At 46.1% G+C, this 22,745-nt stretch carries 21 protein-coding genes; 10 read left to right on the plus strand and 11 right to left on the minus strand.

Annotation, left to right across the window (positions count from 1 at the left end; all coding sequences use genetic code 11):
- Window positions 1-828 precede the first annotated feature (828 nt).
- The 4 genes from ACFQ0C_RS10490 to ACFQ0C_RS10505 form a co-directional block, all read right to left on the minus strand.
- On the minus strand, window positions 829-2,220 hold the full coding sequence (locus ACFQ0C_RS10490) for an MATE family efflux transporter (protein WP_379366745.1): 1,392 nt from the start codon (window positions 2,218-2,220) through the stop codon (window positions 829-831).
- Window positions 2,221-2,522: 302 nt separating this feature from the next.
- Entirely contained in the window at window positions 2,523-4,196 is a 1,674-nt protein-coding gene (locus tag ACFQ0C_RS10495) for a ribonuclease J (RefSeq protein ID WP_379366499.1), read from the minus strand.
- An 82-nt stretch (window positions 4,197-4,278) separates the two neighbouring features.
- Window positions 4,279-5,040, minus strand: a complete 762-nt coding sequence (gene pdaA / locus ACFQ0C_RS10500; RefSeq protein WP_258215965.1) for a delta-lactam-biosynthetic de-N-acetylase — start codon at window positions 5,038-5,040, stop codon at window positions 4,279-4,281.
- Between the two features lie 203 nt (window positions 5,041-5,243).
- Window positions 5,244-5,555 carry an MGMT family protein gene (locus ACFQ0C_RS10505; RefSeq protein ID WP_379366501.1) on the minus strand — a complete coding sequence of 104 codons (312 nt, stop codon included), beginning with the start codon at window positions 5,553-5,555 and terminating at the stop codon, window positions 5,244-5,246.
- Window positions 5,556-5,852: 297 nt separating this feature from the next.
- Between ACFQ0C_RS10505 and gdhA the strand changes: the two genes are divergently transcribed.
- Window positions 5,853-7,232, plus strand: coding sequence for an NADP-specific glutamate dehydrogenase (gdhA, locus tag ACFQ0C_RS10510; RefSeq protein ID WP_258215820.1), 1,380 nt, complete (start codon window positions 5,853-5,855; stop codon window positions 7,230-7,232).
- Between the two features lie 201 nt (window positions 7,233-7,433).
- Window positions 7,434-8,405, plus strand: coding sequence for a C40 family peptidase (locus tag ACFQ0C_RS10515; RefSeq protein WP_379366504.1), 972 nt, complete (start codon window positions 7,434-7,436; stop codon window positions 8,403-8,405).
- Window positions 8,406-8,458: 53 nt separating this feature from the next.
- Here the strand turns inward: ACFQ0C_RS10515 and trxB are convergent, their stop codons facing one another.
- Window positions 8,459-9,430 (minus strand): thioredoxin-disulfide reductase, encoded by a 972-nt coding sequence (gene trxB, locus ACFQ0C_RS10520; protein WP_379366506.1) that lies wholly within the window; start codon window positions 9,428-9,430, stop codon window positions 8,459-8,461.
- Between the two features lie 198 nt (window positions 9,431-9,628).
- Between trxB and ACFQ0C_RS10525 the strand changes: the two genes are divergently transcribed.
- Window positions 9,629-10,189, plus strand: coding sequence for a glutathione peroxidase (locus tag ACFQ0C_RS10525; RefSeq protein ID WP_258215817.1), 561 nt, complete (start codon window positions 9,629-9,631; stop codon window positions 10,187-10,189).
- Between the two features lie 142 nt (window positions 10,190-10,331).
- Here ACFQ0C_RS10525 and ACFQ0C_RS10530 read toward each other — a convergent pair whose 3' ends face one another.
- The gene (locus ACFQ0C_RS10530; protein WP_258215816.1) at window positions 10,332-10,859 is read right to left on the minus strand and encodes a YceI family protein; all 528 of its coding nucleotides are present in this window, start codon (window positions 10,857-10,859) and stop codon (window positions 10,332-10,334) included.
- A gap of 338 nt (window positions 10,860-11,197) precedes the next feature.
- Between ACFQ0C_RS10530 and ACFQ0C_RS10535 the strand changes: the two genes are divergently transcribed.
- From ACFQ0C_RS10535 to ACFQ0C_RS10550, 4 genes are read left to right on the plus strand one after another with little or no spacing between them, the layout of a single operon-like run.
- Complete coding sequence (locus ACFQ0C_RS10535; RefSeq protein WP_379366509.1) at window positions 11,198-12,724, plus strand: spore germination protein; 1,527 nt, start codon at window positions 11,198-11,200, stop codon at window positions 12,722-12,724.
- A 28-nt stretch (window positions 12,725-12,752) separates the two neighbouring features.
- Window positions 12,753-13,946 carry a Ger(x)C family spore germination protein gene (locus tag ACFQ0C_RS10540; RefSeq protein ID WP_379366512.1) on the plus strand — a complete coding sequence of 398 codons (1,194 nt, stop codon included), beginning with the start codon at window positions 12,753-12,755 and terminating at the stop codon, window positions 13,944-13,946.
- A gap of 24 nt (window positions 13,947-13,970) precedes the next feature.
- Window positions 13,971-15,059 carry a GerAB/ArcD/ProY family transporter gene (locus ACFQ0C_RS10545; protein ID WP_379366514.1) on the plus strand — a complete coding sequence of 363 codons (1,089 nt, stop codon included), beginning with the start codon at window positions 13,971-13,973 and terminating at the stop codon, window positions 15,057-15,059.
- 8 nt (window positions 15,060-15,067) lie between these two features.
- On the plus strand, window positions 15,068-15,301 hold the full coding sequence (locus ACFQ0C_RS10550; protein ID WP_379366516.1) for a hypothetical protein: 234 nt from the start codon (window positions 15,068-15,070) through the stop codon (window positions 15,299-15,301).
- A 50-nt stretch (window positions 15,302-15,351) separates the two neighbouring features.
- Here ACFQ0C_RS10550 and ACFQ0C_RS10555 read toward each other — a convergent pair whose 3' ends face one another.
- The 5 genes from ACFQ0C_RS10555 to ACFQ0C_RS10575 all read right to left on the minus strand — a co-directional run bounded on the left by ACFQ0C_RS10555 (window position 15,352) and on the right by ACFQ0C_RS10575 (window position 17,919).
- Window positions 15,352-15,714, minus strand: a complete 363-nt coding sequence (locus ACFQ0C_RS10555; protein ID WP_379366518.1) for a cupin domain-containing protein — start codon at window positions 15,712-15,714, stop codon at window positions 15,352-15,354.
- A gap of 166 nt (window positions 15,715-15,880) precedes the next feature.
- Window positions 15,881-16,090, minus strand: coding sequence for an AraC family ligand binding domain-containing protein (locus tag ACFQ0C_RS10560; RefSeq protein ID WP_379366520.1), 210 nt, complete (start codon window positions 16,088-16,090; stop codon window positions 15,881-15,883).
- A 130-nt stretch (window positions 16,091-16,220) separates the two neighbouring features.
- Window positions 16,221-16,358, minus strand: a complete 138-nt coding sequence (locus tag ACFQ0C_RS10565; RefSeq protein ID WP_379366522.1) for a hypothetical protein — start codon at window positions 16,356-16,358, stop codon at window positions 16,221-16,223.
- A 230-nt stretch (window positions 16,359-16,588) separates the two neighbouring features.
- Window positions 16,589-16,822 carry a hypothetical protein gene (locus ACFQ0C_RS10570; RefSeq protein ID WP_379366524.1) on the minus strand — a complete coding sequence of 78 codons (234 nt, stop codon included), beginning with the start codon at window positions 16,820-16,822 and terminating at the stop codon, window positions 16,589-16,591.
- A 341-nt stretch (window positions 16,823-17,163) separates the two neighbouring features.
- On the minus strand, window positions 17,164-17,919 hold the full coding sequence (locus ACFQ0C_RS10575) for a spermidine synthase (RefSeq protein WP_379366526.1): 756 nt from the start codon (window positions 17,917-17,919) through the stop codon (window positions 17,164-17,166).
- A gap of 349 nt (window positions 17,920-18,268) precedes the next feature.
- Between ACFQ0C_RS10575 and efeO the strand changes: the two genes are divergently transcribed.
- The 3 genes from efeO to ACFQ0C_RS10590 are packed head-to-tail and all read left to right on the plus strand — an operon-like array spanning window position 18,269 to window position 22,317.
- Window positions 18,269-19,198 carry an iron uptake system protein EfeO gene (efeO, locus tag ACFQ0C_RS10580; RefSeq protein ID WP_379366528.1) on the plus strand — a complete coding sequence of 310 codons (930 nt, stop codon included), beginning with the start codon at window positions 18,269-18,271 and terminating at the stop codon, window positions 19,196-19,198.
- Between the two features lie 3 nt (window positions 19,199-19,201).
- Window positions 19,202-20,491 carry an iron uptake transporter deferrochelatase/peroxidase subunit gene (gene efeB / locus ACFQ0C_RS10585; protein ID WP_379366530.1) on the plus strand — a complete coding sequence of 430 codons (1,290 nt, stop codon included), beginning with the start codon at window positions 19,202-19,204 and terminating at the stop codon, window positions 20,489-20,491.
- 17 nt (window positions 20,492-20,508) lie between these two features.
- Window positions 20,509-22,317, plus strand: coding sequence for an FTR1 family iron permease (locus ACFQ0C_RS10590; RefSeq protein WP_379366532.1), 1,809 nt, complete (start codon window positions 20,509-20,511; stop codon window positions 22,315-22,317).
- Window positions 22,318-22,745 lie beyond the last annotated feature (428 nt).

The raw sequence follows: 22,745 nt of genomic DNA on the forward strand, positions 1-22,745 counted from the left end.
GGGAGGAACACGAGCTTCAAAGGCAGGTTGCATACCCGAGCAGTCACCGGAGGTGACGACCAGGGCGGACGCTATCACTCCTCCATCCCACACCCATGCCCTCTTTTGTTCTACACTGTGCCTTATGAGGCTTCTTTCATCCCTAACCGTCTTCGATCCGGTATTCATAGCCATGTATCCCTTGGTAGTATTCCAGGTACATCTCTCCACCACATGCTTCGCAATCTAAACTGCAGCGGTATCTCAGGATCCCCCGTCGTCCATCTGATCAAAGTCGCGAACGATACGGTATCATCTTCACGTCATGGCATCCCTCACATGCCATAAAAACTAGGCGCTCCCTTATTACTAAAATGAAAGAACGGAATAGCTTTGATGCTCTGTGGTGCAGTCTAAGGATGCATGGTTGGCTAACAGGAAATCCTCCCGTTAATTCCAGGCCGCAAGGGCTTTTTCAGCAAATAACTGGAAAATATCCTGCTGATTTCATCCTTTAATGCATTTCACCCAATAATCTCTCTATATAGATGGAGCTTTTCCAGTTAAGTACCTAACAGAGGATCTGACGGGGATTATTAGCTCCAGAAATTCCAGTTAACCATTCGCCATCACTCCTCCCCCCACACACCCATGCCCTATTTTGTTATACTCTGTCCTTTGCGCTGCTTCCTCGCCTCCTTAACCGATTTTCGGGTTGGGGTGAAAGAAACATCCCTTTTATCGATGCATTGAAATTCACAACCATCAAGTCTTAGAACGCGAAAAAACCTCCGCTCCCACCTTATCAGTGATCGTGGAGGTTCTGTGTGCAGGATTCAGCATTCAGGTCTACGAAGCACCCGCGGCACTTACCATTCTCGCTTTTTTCCAGTTGCCGAATCTGTAGTATATAATGTTCAGCGCAGCGGCTATAAAAAAGCTGATGGGAAAGCTCCACCAAATAGAATCGAATCCATAATTATAGCCTAATAGATAGGCAATGGGATTTCTTACGAACAATAAGGCAATAAAAGATACAACCAGCGGAACAATAACAGCTCCCGAGGATCTTACAACACCAGCCACCACATTGAAAATACCAAATAGTATAAAGGACCATAAAGTAACGTTGTTGATATGAACACCCAGATCGATCGCTTTTCCATTGGGTGGCAGAAACAAACTGACCGCCTCACGGTTAAAGAAATGAATACAGATAACGAGCAGCCCCGTCAATACAATGTTGAATACAACGCCAATCCACGTAATACGGTTGACCCTATGCCAATTCCCCGCTCCTATATTTTGCGCAGCCATGGAAGTCACAGCCCCGCCAATAGCCATGGCTGGCATCTGTACATAGCTGGAAATTTGAGTGGCCACCCCAAACGCAGCCGATGCCTCAGACCCAAATGAATTGACCAGATGAATCAGAATTAAATTGCTCACTGAAACTACAATCATATTTAAACCCATCGGGAGACCTTTTTGTATAAGGGACCGAATAATCGTCCAGTTCAAAGTAAGCAAATGAAAATCGGTTTTCGTAATACGCAGAAAATACTTTTTCCGATACAGGTAAACAAGTAAGAGAACAAAGCTGACAAGCTGAGAAATAAACGTCGCGGTGGCAGAACCGGATATCCCCATCCTTGGAAACGGTCCTATTCCTTCAATTAACAACGGGTTCAGAATAATATCGAGACAGGCAGATAGCAGCAAAAAGTAAAAGGGCGTTTTGGCATCGCCAGAGCCTCTCAGCACAGCCATGACCAGATTATAGCCAAAAATAAAGGGAATTCCCGCAAACATAATCCGGGTATACGAAACGGCCAGCTCGAAAGCATCGGGAGGCGTATTCATCCAGCTCAAAATATGAGGAGAGAAAAACACCCCGATACAGCCCACAACAATAGATAACACCATGAAAAATACGGCACTCGTACCGACTACCTTTTTAGCTTCATCCACCTTTTTGGCCCCCAAATTTTGACCAATCAGGATTACTGCCGCCATCGCAATTCCAAATATACCGCTGATTAAGAGGAACATGATGATGTTTGCGTTGGACGTAGCCGCGAGCGCTTGCTCACCAAGAAACTTGCCGATCCAGATTGAGTTTATCGAGCCGTTCAAGCTTTGCAGCACATTCCCCAGCAAGATAGGCAAAGAAAATAAGAAAAGAGTTTTGGCTATCGGCCCTTCGGTTAAAGTGGGCTTACCTGCCTGTGACTTGGACATATTCATGTGTAGGTCTCCTTTATGCTCCCAGTAAGAAAAGCTTCCATTCGAAGCCCTCTCGATGAAGATACATTCGTGTCTGAGAGGTAGCTTTTCTTGCAATAACAGACTTATTCAGCTCCGCTGAAAACTTATAAAGTCTGTTATTTTAAGAAAAAAGTTATTACCCTTTTTATTATAGCTCATAGCACCCGGCAGTTGGAATTTTTGCTCAAAAACATAGCAGCCAAATAAGTAAACAACAAAGCTGACACCAGCATTGGCATCAGCTTCATATTAACCAGCTATCGTTTAGTGGAATGTCAAATCTCCATAATAACTGGCAAAATCATCGGCCTTCTGCCCGTTTTTTCATACAAAAATCTCCCCAGTACCTCTTTCACATGAGATTTAATCGTACTCCATTGATTAATGTTCTCTGTCTGCAGCTTATTGATCACATCGCTAACCAAGCGGTTCGCTTCATCCAGCAAACCCTCCGACTCGCGGATATACACGAAACCTCGGGAGATCATATCCGGTCCGGATACAATTTTCCCTTCCGTTTTACTAAGAATTGTCACCACAATGAGTATACCATCCTGAGAGAGATGCTTCCGATCCCGCAGCACAATATTCCCTACATCCCCTATGCCCAATCCGTCCACATGCGTATTTCCAGCAGGTACTTTCCCTGATTGACGGGCAACGCCGTTGCGGATTTCAACCACTTCTCCGATATTTAAAATGAAGGTATGATCCGGCTCCACACCTACGGCTTCAGCCAGCAAACGATGCTGATGCAGCATGCGAAACTCTCCGTGAATCGGTATGAAATATTTGGGCTTCATAAGACTCAGCATTAATTTCAACTCTTCTTGGCTCGCATGTCCGGAAACATGCATCCCAGTCACAGATCCTGAGCCATAGATGACTCTTGCTCCTAAGCGGTACAGATCATCTACCGTATGCGCTACATTGCGTTCATTGCCAGGAATAGGTGTTGCCGAGAGTATCACGGTATCCCCTGGATGAATCTCAATGTGACGAAAGTTCCCACGGGCTAGTCGGGACAACGCCGCCATCGGCTCTCCTTGACTGCCGGTGCACAGTAAAGCAACCCGGCTCGAATCGAATTGGTTAACATCTGCCGGTTCGATCAGCATTCCTTCAGGAATATTCAGATACCCTAGCTCAGAAGCTATCGTAACCACGTTAATCATGCTCCGACCAAGTAGGGCCAGCTTGCGATTCGTAAAATGCGCTGCATCGATAATTTGCTGCAGCCGGTGCACATTAGAGGCGAAGGTCGAGATAAATACCTTTTGCCGGGCTCTGTGGAATTCTTCTTCAATATGCTCGCCTACAATCCGTTCCGACGGGGTAAAGCCAGGACGTTCTGCATTAGTGCTCTCAGATAATAAAGCCAGAACGCCACCTTTTCCAATTTCGGCCATTTTATGAAGATCTGCATACTGCTCGTTTACAGGGGTTAAATCAAACTTGAAATCTCCCGTATGAACGACTACCCCCTCAGGGGTATGAAACACAATGCCCAGACAATCAGGAATACTGTGGTTCGTCTTGAAGAAAGTGGCCTTTATGGAGCCCAATTGAACTTCTGAATCCGAATGAATTAAGATCCGTTCTGTTGATCCAAGCAGCTTGGCTTCTTTAAGCTTCCCTTCAATCAGTCCCAGAGTAAGCCGCGTTGCATAGACGGGCATGGGGAACTGTCGCAATATGTAAGGTAATCCGCCAATGTGATCTTCATGGCCATGGGTAATAAGGATACCCCGAACTTTATCGCGATTTTCCAGCAAATAAGTAATATCAGGAATAATTAAATCAATACCAAGCAACGTTTCGTCCGGAAACTTCGAGCCGCAATCGACAATCACAATATCATCGGCATACCGCAAAACATACATATTCTTACCAATTTCATTAACCCCGCCTAATGCAAAAATGGACAGTTTATTGGTATCACTACTCATAAAAAAAAGCCCCCCTCGGTAAAATCACAGTACTATTCTTATTTCCCTATGCAAGTAATTTTATGTTTGGGGGATGGCGCAATTAATGATAATGTTTATTTTTCAATTGATCCAGACTCTTGAACTCATATCCCTGCTGACGAGTATCATCAATAATTTTCGCTAGCGCTTTAGCATTGTCACTAGATACCGAATGGAGCAGAATCACCGCTCCCGGATGCAGCTGGGCCATTACACTTTCATAGGCGTAGCTCCAGCCCTTTTGCTGCTTCGTATCCCAGTCCCTATAGGCAATGGACCAGAACACATTAGTATAACCCAGTTCGCGGCTTGCCCTTAACACCTGATCGCTAAAAATTCCTCTCGGCGGCCGCAAATACGGCATGGATTCTTGGCCTGTAAGCTGTGACACAGCTTGCCTTACTTTCTCCAGCTCTTCTTTCATCCGGTTTACCGAAATTTGGCTCATGTCAGGATGGCTCCACGAATGATTCCCGACCAAATGTCCCTCGCTAACCATCCTTTTGATCAGGTCCGGCTGGTCTTTAACATAGTGACCCGTAACGAAGAAAGCGGCCGGCACCTTCTTTTCCTTCAACACATCGAGAATTTGGGCTGTATACCCATTTTCATATCCATTATCGAAGGTGAGATAGAGCTCCTTTTGCTCCGTATCTCCTAGAAAAATAGCTTCGTGCTTTTGAACCGTAGCCATAAAGCCCTCCTCCGCTATAGAGGGAAGCTTGCCGTCCTTGCTCTTCTTGAACCCAAAATGATACGGCTGAGACCCTTGAGCGAATACAGTACCGGAGGTTAATAAGACGATCAAAACAAGGCAAACCATACTTGCAGCCAGACGTTTCATCAATATTCGTTACCCCTTTCTAGCTAGAGCTTAGCCCTCAGTTGCCGACTCGCAGCCAATGATTACATCCGATAAAATTCCCATGACCGCTTAACTTTATTCCGGTATAATGCTCAAGCAGGCTTGAGTCATTGTTTATGTCCTATGAAGCATTGAAGTCGTTTCACATGCTGTTATCTTCGCTACTCGGGTGGGATGAATCGGTATTTCTCCAGGTCAATACGTCCATCGACGTTCAATTCCACGCCTTCATTGCTCAAGTAAAGTGTCTGCATAAAGCGTGATTCATCATCCCTAATCGCGATTTCCCCTTGAGCATTTACTACCCTGTGCCAGGGAAGATTATGAATGCGGCTTTGCGTATGCAATATCCGCACGACCTGTCTCGCCCCTCGCGGGCTTCCCGCCAGATCCGCAATTTGCCCATAAGTCATAACGTATCCTTCAGGTATGTTCTTAATAATATCGATCACTCGCAATGTAAAAGGGTTCATTGTTCCCGTTCCTCCTGGCATACAAATTGACATACAACTAAGCATATAACCACATCAACAATAATAACAGCACTTCTTACCTATACGTGTCAAATATTCTGTTATTATTCAGAAAAAATATCGCACAATGTCAGCCCTTTATTCATCGACTTACCCCCGACTGTAACTTAACATAACATGTAAATTATTGTTGCCGATTCCAGCTTAATATGTAAAAATAAAGTAGCAAATAAAGTCGAATAACCGGGCTTAGGGATCAATAAAATAACGATATTTTATGAAGGTGGTTGAACCGTAGTGAGTAATCTTCAAACCTTGAATCCACAAGAAGTAAGCGCAAAAGATTATGTTCAGGGGGTATACGAAACTGTAGTAAAGCGTAATCCTCACGAGAGTGAATTTCATCAAGCGGTAAAAGAAATTCTCGAATCGTTAGTACCTGTCATTGCCAAGCATCCAAAGTATATGGAAAACGGCATTCTTGAAAGAATGGTTGAGCCGGAACGAATGATTACTTTCCGCGTGCCTTGGGTAGACGATCAGGGGATTGTTAACGTTAACCGCGGCTTCCGCGTTCAATTCAATAGCGCAATCGGTCCTTTCAAAGGTGGATTAAGATTCCATCCTTCCGTTAATGCCAGCATCATTAAGTTCCTCGGTTTTGAGCAAACCTTCAAAAACTCCCTTACCGGCCAACCGATCGGCGGCGGTAAAGGTGGATCGGATTTCGATCCGAAGGGCAAGTCTGAAGGCGAAGTTATGCGTTTCACCCAAAGCTTCATGACTGAATTAAGCAAATATATCGGTCCTGATACTGACGTACCTGCGGGAGATATCGGTGTTGGCGCAAGAGAAATCGGCTACATGTTCGGCCAATACAAAAGAATCCGCGGCGGCAATGAAGCCGGAGTTCTTACAGGTAAAGGACTTTTGTACGGCGGCAGCTTGGCTCGTACAGAAGCTACTGGCTACGGTGCCGTTTACTTCGTCAATGAAATGCTGAAATCCAAAGGATTAAGCTTTGACGGAAGCACAGTTGTTGTGTCCGGCTCAGGTAACGTATCTATTTACGCTATCCAAAAGGCAGTCCAATTAGGCGCCAAAGTCGTTGCATGCAGCGATTCAAACGGATACGTCTATGATAAAGACGGAATTAATCTCGAAACAGTACGCAGACTGAAAGAAGTAGAAAGAAAACGGATCAGCGAGTATGTGAATGAACATCCGGACGCTGTTTACTTCGAGGGCTGCCAAAACATCTGGACTATTCCATGTGACATCGCTCTTCCATGCGCTACCCAAAATGAAATTGACGAGACATCAGCCAAACGTTTGGTAGCAAACGGAGTGTTAGCAATCGGCGAAGGAGCTAACATGCCTTCTACATTGGAAGCTATCGATGTATTCTTGCAAGCTGACGTGCTTTTCGGACCAGCGAAGGCTGCAAATGCCGGTGGCGTAGCCGTTTCTGCGCTTGAAATGGCTCAAAACAGCATGAGATATTCATGGGCTTTCCACGAGGTGGACGACAAGCTTCATGAAATTATGAAAAACATTTATAGAAACTCTGTCAACGCGGCAGAGGAATACGGTCATCCAGGCAACCTCGTAGTAGGCGCCAACATTGCTGGATTCTTAAAAGTAGCAGATACTATGCTCGCTCACGGCATCATTTAATTAATTATAAGCTAGCTTGGTCTTCCTAAGCCCTCTTCTAACCAAATGGTTGGAGGAGGGCTTTTTATTGATTCAAGCTTGAGAAGCAAGCAATGCGCTTCTAGTGTGGTAAATTGCCCCAGCCTACTTCGAGCTCCCATTAAATCGACCGTGCCTCCGAATAGTTTAGAAATAACCATTTCTCCGGAGGAGCCATTCATCATGAAAAAATCAGCCCTATACATCACTCTAGGTATCGCCGTTTTTGCAGGAGGACTTGGTTCTGGAATATCATTGGCATCAGGAAAAATACAGCAGGTAACAGCTGAGCTCTCTCCTTTTCATTGGAAGAAAGGGGATTCCAGCTTTTCAGCTGAAGATGGATATAACGATGGGACCCGGCAGCTTCCAGGCAGCTTAAATTACCAGGGTACAACTTATATTCCAATCCGGCTGCTTGCCGAAACCTTTGGATTTGATGTAGGCTGGGATGATTCAACGAAAATGGCTACTATCATCGATCCCTCTCAAAGCGACGATCCCGCAACCGACCTTCCCACACCTCCCAAGACGGAGTATGTGCCTAATACTGCAGTACTGAAAGCTGCAGCTGTCATGCTGGAGAAGCCTGATGGAAATGCTGCGGTTCTTGAAACATTACCGATGAATACTAAAGTCGAAGTCAGTGCGGAGTCGAACAGGGAATGGCTCGAAGTTACTGTTAACGGCCGGAAGGGCTATGTATCAGCAGCAGCGACAGATTACCGTTTCGAAGCAGATCGGCCTGCGTGGGAGCGCAAAGCGGATGCTGTGATCGCTATCGGTTTGAAATATTTGGGCACGCCCTATCAGTTCGGCGCTTCTCCTAAGCAGACCGCCACCTTCGACTGCTCTTCCTTTACACGGTATATCTTTGGAGAGCAAAGCGTTACACTGCCCCGTGTTTCCAGAGATCAGAGCCAAACAGGACAGGACGTGGATTTAAATAAGATACGAAAAGGTGACCTGCTGTTCTTCACAACACCTCAACGCAAAAATGAATCCGGACTCCAGAAGATTGGACATGTTGGCGTCTATCTTGGAGATAATAAAGTATTGCATACTTATCGGGTAGGGATTGGAGTAACCGTCACAGAGCTTGACGACAACTGGAAGGGACGTATGGTTTCGGCCAAAAGAGTGATTAAATCTTAATGCAAAAAATAGACCGCCCTCCGCAAAAGCAGAGGCAGCGGTCTATTCCCTTATCAATTTCCTTCCACAGCGCCCGATGCCGCAAAGGTTAAGTCTGAATGAGCATGTGAATCCTCCAGAAATCTTTCGCAATCGAGTGCAGCCATACATCCGGTTCCCGCCGCGCTAATAGCCTGTCTGTAGCGACTATCCTGAACATCTCCGCAAGCAAATACACCAGGGATGTTCATCTCCGTAGTACCAGGCTTCACGAGCAGATAGCCATTGTCGTCAGCTGTCAGCTGACCTCCAAGAAACTTGGTGTTCGGAGTATGGCCGATCGCAATAAATACCCCATCGGCTTCAATAACTTCCTCTAAGCCAGTATCGTTGTTGGTTACCTTCAATCCAGTTACCCCGCGTTCGCCGGCCAGTACTTCCAAGGGCGTTTTATTCAGTCCCCAGCTGATTTTGCTGTTGGCACGAGCACGATCCTGCATGATTTTCGAAGCGCGAAGCTCACTCCGCCGGTTAACAAGCACGACTTCGGAAGCAAATCGTGTCAAGTAATTAGCCTCTTCCATGGCTGAATCTCCGCCTCCAACAACGATGATCTTTTTGTTGCGGAAGAAAAATCCATCGCATGTCGCACAAGTGCTAACACCGCGGCCGACGTTTTCTTTCTCGCCTGGAATTCCTAGATATTTGGCCGAAGCACCTGTTGAAATAATGACCGATTCCGCTTGTACCTCCCCCATACCTTCCACCGAAAGGGTAAAGGGGCGCTTGGAGAAATCAACTTTATTAACCCAACCGGATTTGAATTCAGCACCAAATTTCTCCGCTTGTTTCCGCATATTATCCATTAACTCCGGACCCATTATTCCATCCGGAAATCCAGGAAAATTTTCAACTTCTGTTGTAGTGGTAAGCTGACCGCCCGGCTCGGGCCCTTCAATAACTAATGGATTCAGGTTCGCTCTCGCCAAATATATGGCAGCCGTCAATCCCCCCGGCCCAGTTCCGATAATAACTGTTTTATACATGGTATTTACCTCTTTTCATATATTTAAACTAAGTATAAATTTGCTTCATAGACAAATCTTATCACCTGCTGCTGTTAGCTTCATGAAGGTATGATGAAGATCAAATGAAGGTTTCATGAAACTTTAGCGGGACTATTGCCTTATGGGAATTTTTATACTATTGTTGCAAGAATAAACCCTATTGATGAGGTGAGACGCGTGACTATTTATGATTTTAATATTGTCAAAACAAACGGAGAACGCATGCCCTTGTACCATTTTAAAGATAAAGTTGTCCTTATTGTAAATACGGCGAGCAAATGCACATTTACCCCGCAATTTGAAGATCTCCAGAAGCTTTACGACCAGTATCACGCACTTGGAGTTGAAATCATTGGATTTCCATGCAATCAATTCGGGGAACAAGAGCCGGGCAGTAACCAAGAAGCCTCATCCTTTTGTCAAATTAATTACGGCGTGAAATTCCCTATTGCAGCAAAGCTGGAAGTTAACGGCGAGCATGCTCATCCTCTATTCGATTACTTAAAAAGAGCAGCTCCGTTCCAAGGATTTGATGAGGCTAATTTTAACGCCAAGCTGCTCAAAATGATGATTACCGAGAAATCCCCTGAATGGTTATACGGTGACTCCATTAAATGGAATTTCACCAAGTTTCTTATTGACCAGGAAGGGAAAGTCATCCGCAGATTTGAACCGACGGATGAACTTGACATACTAAAGTCAAGCATCGATGAGCTGCTTCAGACTGGGGTAGCTTAGCTCACACCAAGCCTGATAAAATGTCTCTGTAACAGCCAAATGCGCTATCATATCACTAATGTAATGCAAGAAGCCTCCAACCACAGAGCCGTGGAATGGAGGCTTCAATTTTATAGGATATAAGCGTTATAAATTTCAATTCCTATTTGGACGCTTCAATTTCAATGGAAATTTTGACCTCATCTGCGATGAGAACGCCACCTGTTTCAAGTGCAGCATTATATGTTAAGCCGTAGTCGCTGCGTTTGAAGCTCCCCTGACCACTAAAGCCAGCCTTCTCATTGCCCCACGGATCTTTACCTGAACCTTCGAAGGTAACGGCGAACGTTTCAGAACGAGTTACGCCATGAAGTGTTACATCACCTGTCACGTCATATTCCCCTTCTCCCGTTTTCACAATTTGGCTGGATTTGAACGTCAGCAGAGGAAACTGTTCCACATCGAAGAAATCCGCTGTACGAAGATGGGCATCCCTGTCACTATTGCGAGTATCAATGCTGCTTAAATCGATACTGAAATTAACATCGGCCGATGTCAGATCCTCCGGATCAGCCTCAATTTCCGCTTCAAAGGTATGGAATGTGCCTTTTACCTTCGCAATCATCATGTGTCGGATTGTAAAGTCAACGCTGCTGTGAGTGGTGTCAACCGTCCATTTCGCTTTAGCCAAAAGTATTACCTCCCCAATATTTAACTTACTAAATTATATCAACTAACAAACTACTAACAATTAAACTTTATTCCATATAATCCCTTTTGTCAATAGAGGATTTTGTTTATTTTTCCATTTTATACAGTTATTTTATTAACCACACAGAACCAGTTTAGAGTAAGATGCTTGTCTGATTATGACAAAAAATTCACTCAGGTACGCACTTCTGATTTTTGTGATCTCATTGTTTTTACAAGAGGATAACCCACTTTTATCTTACAATTTCTGGTTTGATCCTCCCCGATTTGGACACAATGGTCATGTATATGTATGACATAATGCTGAGGTATTGCACAATGACGAATGACCCAACTTATCAAACACAGCTTCAGCCGGCGGTTCGGAACAATCTGGCCTGCATCCGATCCGCACTCGGACAAAGTGAAGATCTCATAATTAGAGAGCTGAGCATAGGCCCGGACCGTAATATCCCCGTTGGTATTGCCTATATGGAAGGATTAGCCGAAGCGTTGACGATCAATGATTTTATGATGAACCCGCTCATGTACAAAATGAACGAAAGTGATATCCAGATGCTCTATGGGCAGAACGAGAAGAACGAGCCCGGGACTGAATACGAGCTTTCCCTACCGATAGCCAATTTGAAGAAAAGCACTGATTTTCAGGCCTTGCTTTCATTGCTGTTGACTGGAAGCACCCTCTTGTTCATTGAGGGAATAACGCTCGGGTTCGCTGCCGATACACGCGGGAGCGAGGAGCGTGCCATCAGTGAGCCTAAGAGCCAGTCCGTCATTCGCGGGCCTCAGGAAGGCTTTACCGAAACGGCGATGACGAATATTGCCTTAATCCGCAAACGCTTGAACGATCCTAACCTGTGGGTAAAGAAAAGACAGATTGGCACCGTATCGAAAACATGCGTCTCCGTTGTCTATTTGAATGGAATTGCCGATGACCATGTTGTTCATGAGGTTAACCGGAGGCTTGATCACATAAAAATTGACGCTATATTGGAAGGGGCTTACGTGGAGGAGCTGATTCAGGATGAAACATTCTCGCCGTTTCCTACGGTTTTTAATACCGAACGGCCTGATGTGGCTGCCGCCGGACTGCTTGAAGGCAGGATTGCGATTATTATTGACGGTTCTCCCTTCATTCTGATGGTGCCGGCGCTATTCGTGCAATATTTCCAATCGGCTGAGGATTATTACCATCGCTCTGATTTCGGTCTATTGCGTTTGCTGCGTTTCGCTGCCTACTTCTACTCCATGATGGCGCCGTCGCTTTATATTGCCGTGTCGACCTTCCATCAGGAGGTACTGCCAGCCAACCTGCTGATCAGCTTGGCATCGCAGCGTGAGGGCGTACCCCTGCCTGCATTTATAGAAGCTATCATCATGATTGTCGCCTTCGAGATTCTTTACGAAGCGGGAATCCGCATGCCAAAAGCTGTAGGCACCGCCGTGTCCATCGTGGGGGCGCTTGTTCTCGGTCAGGCGGCGGTGGAGGCGGGACTTGTATCAGCTGCGATGGTTATAGTTGTGGCAAGCACAGCCATTTCCAACTTTATCATTCCAACCTATGACGGCGGGCAGCCGATTCGTATTCTACGCTTTGTCTTTATGCTGCTGTCAGCAAGCTTCGGCATGTTCGGAATATTCGTCGGTACAATAACTCTTCTGCTTCATCTATGCAGCCTCCGCTCCTTCGGCGTTCCTTACATGACTTCCTTAGCTCCGTATAACATGGCCAATGTGAAAGACACCATCTTTCGTTTTCCATGGTGGGCAATGCGTACGCGTCCAATTCTGTTGAGCGAAAATGCCGTTCGTTCCGACAATTCGCCACCACAGCCAGAATCATAGCAACAGGATAATCCATAGAGGTGATTCTATGAGCAGGAAAAAAACGGCCGTCTTCTTAATTTGCCTACTATGCCTTACGTTAACCGGTTGCTGGAATCGAAGAGAGATGAACGAGCTGGCCATTGCATCAGCCATTGGGCTTGATCGCAAGGATAATAAATATGTAATTACGGTGCAAATCATAAACTCTGGCGCAGAAACCCGCAAGGGCGGATGGGGGGGTGGCGGCAGTGGTGCCCCTCCTTTTACGACCTATCAGGCTACGGGAGACACCGTGTTCGAGACGCTGCGAAAGCTGACAAGTCAGACGCCGCGGAAGATTTATTTATCCCATATTCGAATAGTCGTTCTAAGCGAAGCTTTAGCCAAACATGGGGTAACCGAGTCACTGGATCTGATGGCCCGCGATCATGAGTTTCGCTCGGACTTTTACCTGATGATAGCCAAAGAAAACAAGGTGGAGGATGTATTAAACGTCATTTCCGACATCGAGAACATTCCCGCCATAAAGATGTTCTCAGCCCTGCGCGCTTCAGAAAAGGTATGGGGTTCAACCAAAACGGTAACGATTAATGACTTCTTGTCTGGCATTGAGAGCAGTACGAAAGGAAATGTCATGGTAGGCGTAGTGATGAAAAATCATAAGTCGGTGGGCCGTTCATCGGCAACCACTCCGTCCGAGCAACTTCAGTACGATGGGCTGGCTGTGTTTAAAAAGGATAAGCTGGTCGGCTGGATGAATGAGGAAGAAAGCATTGGATATAACTTCACGCAAGGCGATATCAAAAGTACTATCATCAATGTGCCCTGTAAGCAAAACAAGCTGGCTATTGAGGTCAGCCGCACGCAAACACAAATGAAGGTTAAGGTGAAAAAAGGCAAGCCACAGGCTCAAATTCATTTGTTCATTGAAGGCAATATCGGGGAAGTGAATTGCTCCATCGATATATCCAAGAATGAAGCGATAAACAAGCTGCAAATGGAAGTGGAAAAGAAAGTAAAACAAATGATCGAACGATCGCTTAAGAAATCTCAGCATAAATTGCATTCGGATATATTTGGCATTGGCAGAGCGCTTTATCGGTCAGCTCCTAAGGAATGGGAGCAGCTCAAAGCTACTTGGGACGATGACTTTCCCAATGTCCCGGTGGAGATTACGGTCGATGCAAGATTACGGGCAGCAGGGGCGCTGAGCAAATCGTTTATGCAATCATCGAAGTAGCAATAGCGGGGAGGCTCGTCGAAGGTGCAGCAACAAATATCGATACGACAATTTACAATCATCGTCATCATCGTTATTATTGGTGATTCGATTCTTTATATCCCGTCGTACCTTGCCTATGACGCCAAGCAAGACGCGTGGCTGGCCTCATGTACCGCCACAGCTCTCATGTTTGCCTTCGGCCTGTTGTTCAATGCGGTTGCAAAGCGATATCCTGGGCTCACCCCCCCTCAATATATGGAAGCTATCCTGGGCAAGTGGATCGGGCGGTTTGTTTTGATCCTCTTCACTTCCTTCACCTTCGTCGATTTGACGCTCCTGCTGTTGGAATCCGGCGATTTTATGATTTCGCAAGTAATGCCGGAGACACCGATCTACGCGATTATGCTGCTGTTCATCTTTATTATTATGATCGCAGTTCGGCTAGGCATGGAAACACTGGCACGCACAGCAGAAATTGTATTCCCCTTCATGCTGCTGCTCTTATTGATCCTGCTTGGCCTTTTGATTCCCAAGATTGAGTTTGACAACATTCGACCGATTCTGGCCAAAGGCATTAAGCCTGTCATCGAGGCCAGTACCGTACAGCTAGGCTTCTGGTTGGAAGCTATCATTCTACTGTTCCTATACCCAATGATCAATCAAAAGTCCAAAGCCACCCGATCCTTTTATGTCGGTGTTAGTATCGGAAGCCTCCTGTTATTCATGGTTACTTCCTTCACGATATTGATTCTGGGCGATCAAACGACAACAAGAGTTGCTTATCCTACCTTTACTATGGGTAAAGCCATTAATATTGGAAATTTTCTGGAACGATTCGAAATTGTCATTCCTATCATTTGGCTAACCACCTTGTTCATCAAATCGTCGATATCCTTTTATGCGACATGTATGGGCATCACCCACCTCCTTCGTTTAAAAGATTACAAGGTCGTAACGGTGCCCATTGCCTTGCTTGCGCTCGTATTCGCCCGTGTTTTCATACCGAACCGCACGTATTACGATGAATTTATTTATAAATACTGGCTGCTGTATGCCCTAACTTATGCCGTGCTGATCCCTCTCCTTCTACTGATTGTAGATAGGGTTCGTAATAAAAGAAAAAGTAGGTGACCCCCCTGATGCTTCAAGCAATCGGAATCCTATTCGTTGGGCTACTGCTCGCGGCCTATGAGACCCCTAAGCTTTTCAAAAAAAGGTGGTGGCGGGAGTTATGCGTCTTTACGGTTTTAATATCCGTTGCGGTGGCGGTAGGCATAGCAAATAGCCTGCATGTTCAGCTTCCCAATCCGATGGATTGGATTCAAGTGATATACAGGCCTGCTCGCGATATGCTGGATGCCATATTTAAATAACCGATAATCTCTATGCTTAAGTGAGCATACGTGTGTAAATAACCCGTTTTCTACAGCTGGTTTTTGTTTCTTTCAGAACCGGCATGACACCACAAAACAACAAGCGGATCCTCTATACCAGAAGTCAGATGATGATCTTCCCCAGGCTCAATTATGATTACATCGCCCGCTTTGACAGGATGGAAGAGCTCCTTGTTGATCTCTACAATTCCTTGGCCTTGAAGGATAATAAAAGCTTCGCAATCTTCATGTACATGATAATCGATACCGCCTGGTCCATCGTTAGTGTGCGCCCTCGCACCGGGCTTTTCAAAGGCGAGTCCGCCATAAGAAATGTATTTGCCAGGAAGTATTTGATTTAAAATATGACCTTCCATTGTATCGGATAGCTGGTTTAAACGATATGCTTTCATGTTTATCCTATCCTCCTTTAGAATTGCAAAAACAACGAAACCTCTCCTTCGCGGCAGCCGTCTCGTTGTTGCACTCATCTTCATTTCAAAATAGCATTGATGCGTAACAACTCTTCCTCTGAGAAATCAAGCACACGCAATACGTCAACAGCATCTTCGATCTGACTTACTTTGATTGCCCCGATGATAGAGAAGAGGTTTGATCTCCAACCTGGAAAATGCCTTTTCCTTTATGAATAAAATGAATCTTATATACATCTCTGACTCCCGGTCCTGCGCAATGTCCTGGAGCGCAATCCTCTTTTCCCCAATAGAAGAGGTGCAGATCCGGGTCATCCCGAAACAAACGTTCCTGATTGTACTTAAAAGTAGCCACATCATATCCTGCTTCCCTTGTGAAGTTCAAATCTAACCCCTGCTGTATGGTTCCTGCAAAAGACAGAAAACTCGATTTCTCTCGCTTTCTGAGCTGTCATTTGGACTGTCGTTTCATCGAAACCGAAGCATTATAGTAAGGTGATATCTTTAAATGAAGCCACAGCCGTTTCGTTTTTAGTATGAGATGTAACGGCCAACCCCAGCATAACCGTAGAGCTCAGCTCCAGTACTTGTGAGGCAAACAGCCTCCACCTTTTCCCCGCCACCGCAAAAAGCCTCAAACGTATTCCCCGATCGCTTCAGCCTGATCCACGTGTCTGGAAAAAGCACAGGAAACTCCGGTGTTTCTGATGTGTAATCGGAAGGATATACGGCTGCGCTGGCTCCTCCCTTGCTTTCACGGAATTGAAGCTCATAGCCTCCGTTATTTTTATTTCTGGAGCTGTTATCGGGAAACACCGTATGGAAAATATGCGGGCTGTCCGCATCTAATGTCTCACGAGCATAATCCCGGCTTTAGTATATAAATCTGCTCTCTACTTAAAGACTCCGAACGAACCGTAAAATCAAAATCACCTTTATGTACAGTATAAGCAAAATGGAATTGATCAGACATCCCCCATATATCGGAGCCGCCTGCGGTCAGAAGATAACCATTGGACAGCTCTTCGGTTGCCCCTTGCTTAACCGGGTCCCCTAGATCCTTACCTGTTAATTTAAGCTGATTCATTACATTATCCTCCTCTAATTTTGATACAGAACATCGATTACAAGTAGATTATAAACCGAAGCTGAAAGAAGAAATAGTAGTTATATTAAGGTAAGTTGGTAACCATTAAGGGATACTTTGATTGGCAAAAAAATAAGCGACCTCTCCCCGGTTCAATACCGTGAAGAGACCGCCTCTTAATTAAATCAATTCGGACACTTGAAGCAGCTTTTAAGCTGATTGCTTAGGTTTAAACAGAGCATAGCCGAACTCTACTAGAATACACACAGCAAATAACATGCACATCAGCTTTTGGGAAGCCAGGTAGCGGCGCATCATACGAAAAAAATCAATCCCATCCATTAAAGAAACTTTGGCTCACTGTCCATTATAATATGTCCATTTCCTAGTTCGATCTCAATAAAGCCTGCCATATCCTTTGCCTGGAATTCGATAGTCTTGTTGCTCCCCATTATAATAATATTCCGTATGTCAGACTCATCCGTCCCCGCCAGGCCGTAGGCTTTTGAGTAAGCATATGTTTCTCTAAGAGTGGTATAAATAGCATCGATCAGTTTATCGTTCTTGGATTTTCCCATTAGATTAATAATGATAGCTCCCCGAGAGTTGAGCTTTTCCATCGTCATTTCGAAAAATTCCTTCGTTGTTAAATGGAGCGGAGTACCTTTTTTCGTGAAAGCGTCCAAGATTATATAATCAAACTTATTGGGTTCTTCATTCATGAGGATACTGCGCCCATCTCCTATAACAACATTATCCTTCCGGTAATTGAAAAACAGCCTGCTTAACTCCACTACTTTCTGGTCTATTTCAGCTACAGTAAATCGCTTGTCCGGGTAATGGCTCGCGATCGTCCCGATACCATGCCCAATGACAAACACATTTTCAAACGAAGGATCGTTGAACTCCATTAAATGTATAATTGCTCTCGGGTATTCCAGCACAATGCGGCTCAGATCCTTCAAGTCCACTGCACCTTGCATAGCATCATCTGAAAACTGCAAAAATCGATATTTTCCCATCTCGCCATATAACTGGTTAGTTTCGTAAACCGCAATCTCATTAAACAAACTGGACTCCTTAGCTAGTAGGTGCAAATGATAAATCTCCTTATGAATCAGGATGAATTTCAGTCTTAATCGGAATTTAGCTTTATTATAAACCACTCATTAATCTTAATGAACCTTATTAAATCAATATGACTTTCCCAGATCAACAATTTTGGGGGCAAATCAAACTAGAAGTTGGCATGCCCCCTGAATGATTCCTTAATTATCGGCAGTTTACTTTAATAGGTAGAAACCGGTTAAACAGACAAAATATCGACAACTTTGTTCTTTAAAAGTATTGCAAAAGCTTAGTGAAAGGTATAAATTATTTTTAACTGATAATGATTTTTATTCTCACTCATATTCTCCACACTTTGAATACGAAGGGATGTTTAGCATGAATAAAAAATGGAGCTATCCTCTGTCAGCAGTTGTGTTGGGTTCAGCCCTGCTGCTCTCTGGATGCGGAGATTCAGAAGCTAATAAAGAAGCCAAAAAAACGGAGGCAGCTCAGCCAGCTAAACCGGCTGTTGCAGATAAGCCTACTGATAAACCTGCAGAAAAGGCCGTTGAAAAGCCTGCCGCTGCCAACGATGCCGCTCCGAATCTGAACGTTTCGATTGATCAATACCGCAAATGGGTTATTGAACAAACTGATCAGCTTGTGAAATCTACTGAAAGCTTCACTAAAGCTGTCAAAGCCGGAGACATAGAAGCAGCGAAGAAGCAATATGCACCCGCACGTGCTTATTATGAAAGAATAGAGCCCATAGCTGAATCATTGGGAGATTTCGATCCATGGATCGACGCCCGTGAAGGCGATGTCCCTGATAACGAGTGGCGCGGATACCATAAACTAGAGAAAGCTTTATGGGAAACGAAATCTTTGGCTGGTCAAGATAAGGTCGCCGATCAGCTGCTGCAGGATGTAAAACAGCTTCGCGTAAAGGTAGAAAGCGTAGAGATCGATGCAAAGCTGCTGGTAACCGGCGCTGTCGAGCTGCTTAATGAGGTATCGTCAAGCAAGGTAACCGGCGAAGAAGAACGATATTCACGCACGGACCTGTACGATTTTGCAGCTAATGTCGAAGGGGCGAACGAAATTTTCAAGGTGCTTAAAGCGTCTGTAGAGAAGAAGGACGCTGCTCTATCCCAAGAAATCGAAACTCGCTTCGGCGAGCTTGACAAAGCTCTCACACCTTACCGTAAAGATAAGGATTATGTGCTCTACAGCGATCTGAAGGAAGATCAAATCAAGAAACTGAGCCAAGCGCTCGATGCCTTGGCAGAGCCGTTGTCCAAAATGGGAACCATTCTAGGGGGCTAACTCATGACAACGAACGATCCCGAAGACGCATCAAGTAAAAAAATTTCACGACGGGACGCTTTAAAGCTGGCTGGTGTCGGAGGCGTCGGCCTTCTGCTAGGGGCGGGAGGCATGAATAGTTGGCTCCAAGGCCCAGCTGCATCCAGTAAGGCTTCCACCACAGCCGCTTCAGCTGCTGTTTCCGCAGACGGGATCATCCCCTTCTACGGCAAACATCAGGCGGGTATCTTAACACCTATGCAGGATTTCATCTGTATGGCTGCTTTTAATTTAACAGCCACTACGCTTGAGGATGTCCGCAAGCTGTTTCAGATCTGGACCTCGGCATCGGCAAGGCTCGCCGAAGGCAAGTTCATCGAGGAGGAGAGCGACAATCCACATCTCCCTCCTGCCGATACAGGGGAAAGTGCGGGACTTGCTCCAATGCGTACAACCCTTACATTTGGCCTCGGCGCTTCTTTCTTCGATGAACGCTTTGGCTTGGCAGGGAAGCGGCCTGCTCCCTTGGTTGATCTCCCTCGATTTAACAGCGATGAGATTCGCAAGGAATGGTCCGGCGGAGATATTGTCGTTCAAGTGTGTGCGAACGATCCACAGGTCGCCTTCCATGCGCTGCGCAATCTAGCCCGTATCGCTCGCGGAAAGGCGGTGCTCCACTGGATGCAGGAAGGCTTCCAGCGCACCGGCGCTGCAGACCCGTCAGGCTCCACCCCGCGAAACCTTATGGGCTTCAAGGATGGCTCTAACAATCCCAACGTTAGCGAAGCGGCAACGGCCGATGAGATCGTTTGGGCACAGCCCTCCGACAATCCATCTTGGATGACCGGCGGAAGCTACATGGTGATGCGTAGAATCCGCATACGAATTGAGGTATGGGATCGATCCTCCCTCGATGATCAGGAGGCTACGTTCGGCCGGCATCGCCATTCAGGCGCGCCGCTCAGCAAAGCCGGCGAATTCGACGAGCTTGAACTGGACCGCAAGGACGCCAAGGGCAACCTCGTCATTCCCGCAAACTCGCATGTAGCGCTATCCCACATGGACGGCAAGGTAAAGATTTTACGGCGAGGCTATTCCTACTCAAGCGGCATGGACGTAAAGACCGGGCAGTTGAATGCCGGTCTTCTGTTCATTTGCTTCAATCGTGATCCTCGCAAGCAGTTTATTCCGATGCAGCAGAAGCTCGCATCCATGGATAAGCTCAACGAATATATCACACATGTAGGCAGCGGCTTATATGCCTGTCTGCCTGGAGCTAGCACAGGCGGTTATATCGGGGATACGTTATTTTAATCATAATCAGGGATGGAGTGAACATCTTGAGCTTGAAACGTAATAGGCTCATCATCTGTATGTTCCTGCTGCTGCTATTGTCCGGACTTCAAGGAGCTATTGGAGCTGCTGCCGCCCTTCAGCCTGATCAGCTCAAACAGCTTATCGCCTTGTCCAGCGACGCTTTAATCAGCAGCGGGGACAAGAATTGGGAGGAAGCTCGACTATCCATTACCCGTTTGAAGGCTCTCTGGGAAGTAAACACGGATAAATCTGCCGAGGCCCAGGCGTTATCCTCAGCGCTGCTCAAAGCGGAGCAGGAGCTTACGAAGATTGGTTACGCGCCAGAGCCTGCTTCGGCTGCCATATCCAATCTAGCCAAAGCAGTCGACCGTTACGTTACGGCACAAAGAGACAGCGGCCAGCCCAAGGAAAAGGCCCATAAGCAGATTGGGGCCCTTCTTCCTCAGCTGAACAAAAGCTTGGCAGCCATCACAGCGGGAAACTGGCCCCAAGCTAAACAATCCTATAACAGCTTCGTTAACGGCTGGTATAAAGCAGAGAACCTGATCCGATCCGAGAATGCACAAGTCTATGGCAATATGGAGTTGAAAATTAGTGGAGCTCGGATTGCACTAAATATTGAACCTCCAGATGCTGCCAAAAGCACAGCGAAGCTAAAAGAGCTAATTACAGCCGTTGAGGATTATGTCTCGGGCAAGGCGGAAGCAAATGCATCAACCACTCTCACCTCGTCGGAGCAACCATCCGTCGCTTCGCTCCTGCAGCTTCTAGATTCCGTTCAAGCTGACATTCAGAACAAACAGCCGGAAGTGGCTGCAGGCAAAATGGATGGCTTCATCGCCGCCTGGCCATCTGTAGAAGGCGTCGTCATCACGAGGGCACCCGACACATACAGCAGCATCGAAACGAAGATGGTTGCCGTCCCGACCCTGATTTTATCCAATCCTCCTAACTGGGATAAAGCGTCCTCCCTTATAGCTGAGATGAAAACAGAGCTTCAGCCTTTCGCAGAGGCATCCTCTTACACAGCTTGGGATGCAGCATTAATTTTGTTCCGGGAAGGGCTGGAGGCCATCCTGATAATCGTCTCGCTGCTGACGTTCTTGAACAAATCCGGCAACGCAGACAAACGCAAATGGATTTGGTCCGGAGCGGCGATGGGGCTCGTCGCCTCCGCCATTCTTGCCGTCATTCTGAGCATCGTCCTGTCCAACTTATCAACAGGCAGCTCGCGTGAGATGATAGAAGGGGTTACAGGCCTTGTTGCTGTTTTGTTTATGCTAACGATCGGAGCCTGGCTGCACAAGAAATCCAACCTGCAAGCCTGGACCCGTTATGTGGAGCAGAGCATCGGCACCTCCTTGGCTCGAGGAACACTATGGTCGCTTAGCTTTACTGCATTTCTTGCCGTTATAAGGGAAGGTGCGGAGACGATTATTTTTTATTTTGGTATGGTAGCTACAATTGGTTTGACTGACCTGCTGCTCGGTATTGTTGGCGCCCTCATCGCATTGTCTGCTATAGGCTATGCAATCATCAAACTGAGCTCGCGAATTCCGGTACGCCCATTTTTTCTGGCAGCCGGTTTGCTGCTCTACTACATGGCCTTTAAGTTCATAGGCGTCAGCGTTCATGCGCTGCAGGTCACTGGAAGCCTCCCTGCGCACAACTCGGATCACTTATTCAACCTTCCGAAGCTGGGTATTTACCCTAGCTGGGAAACAACTGTGCCGCAACTTGTCGTGCTGGCCGTTATTTTAATCAATATCGTCCTCAATGCTCGACGCAAGCCGATCAAACCACCCTTGCAAACCACTAACTAGCCAAGATTCGTCGACAGTTCATGATAAGGGCTCTTATTGTAATGGAGATACAGCGGTGAATACAATGGCGAAGCTGATATGACGCCTGAAGGGTCCAAACGGAACTGTGGGTTCCGTTATTTACTCCGCCGCCCCCAATTCAAGGCTTTAGCGGAAGCCGGAATTCCGTTAACTGGGCGAATAGGAGTGCTTTACACCAAAAACAGAGAAATAACGGAACTAACCATTCCTTTATTTCTCTGTTTTTTATATTTTCTAGGCGATAGCGGAAGATTTGCTTCCGCTATCGTCTCCACTTCCATGGAAGCCACACTATTCATCAGGACAACTGATGGACTCTAGCAATTAGCTTTTAAGATCTAGTACATAGATTATCGAATCCGAGCACTACCTTCATTTGTCCGTTTGGGATTGGGTTGGTTGGTTTA

Source organism: Paenibacillus sp. GCM10027630, assembly GCF_042676305.1.
GTDB lineage: Bacteria > Bacillota > Bacilli > Paenibacillales > NBRC-103111 > Paenibacillus_S.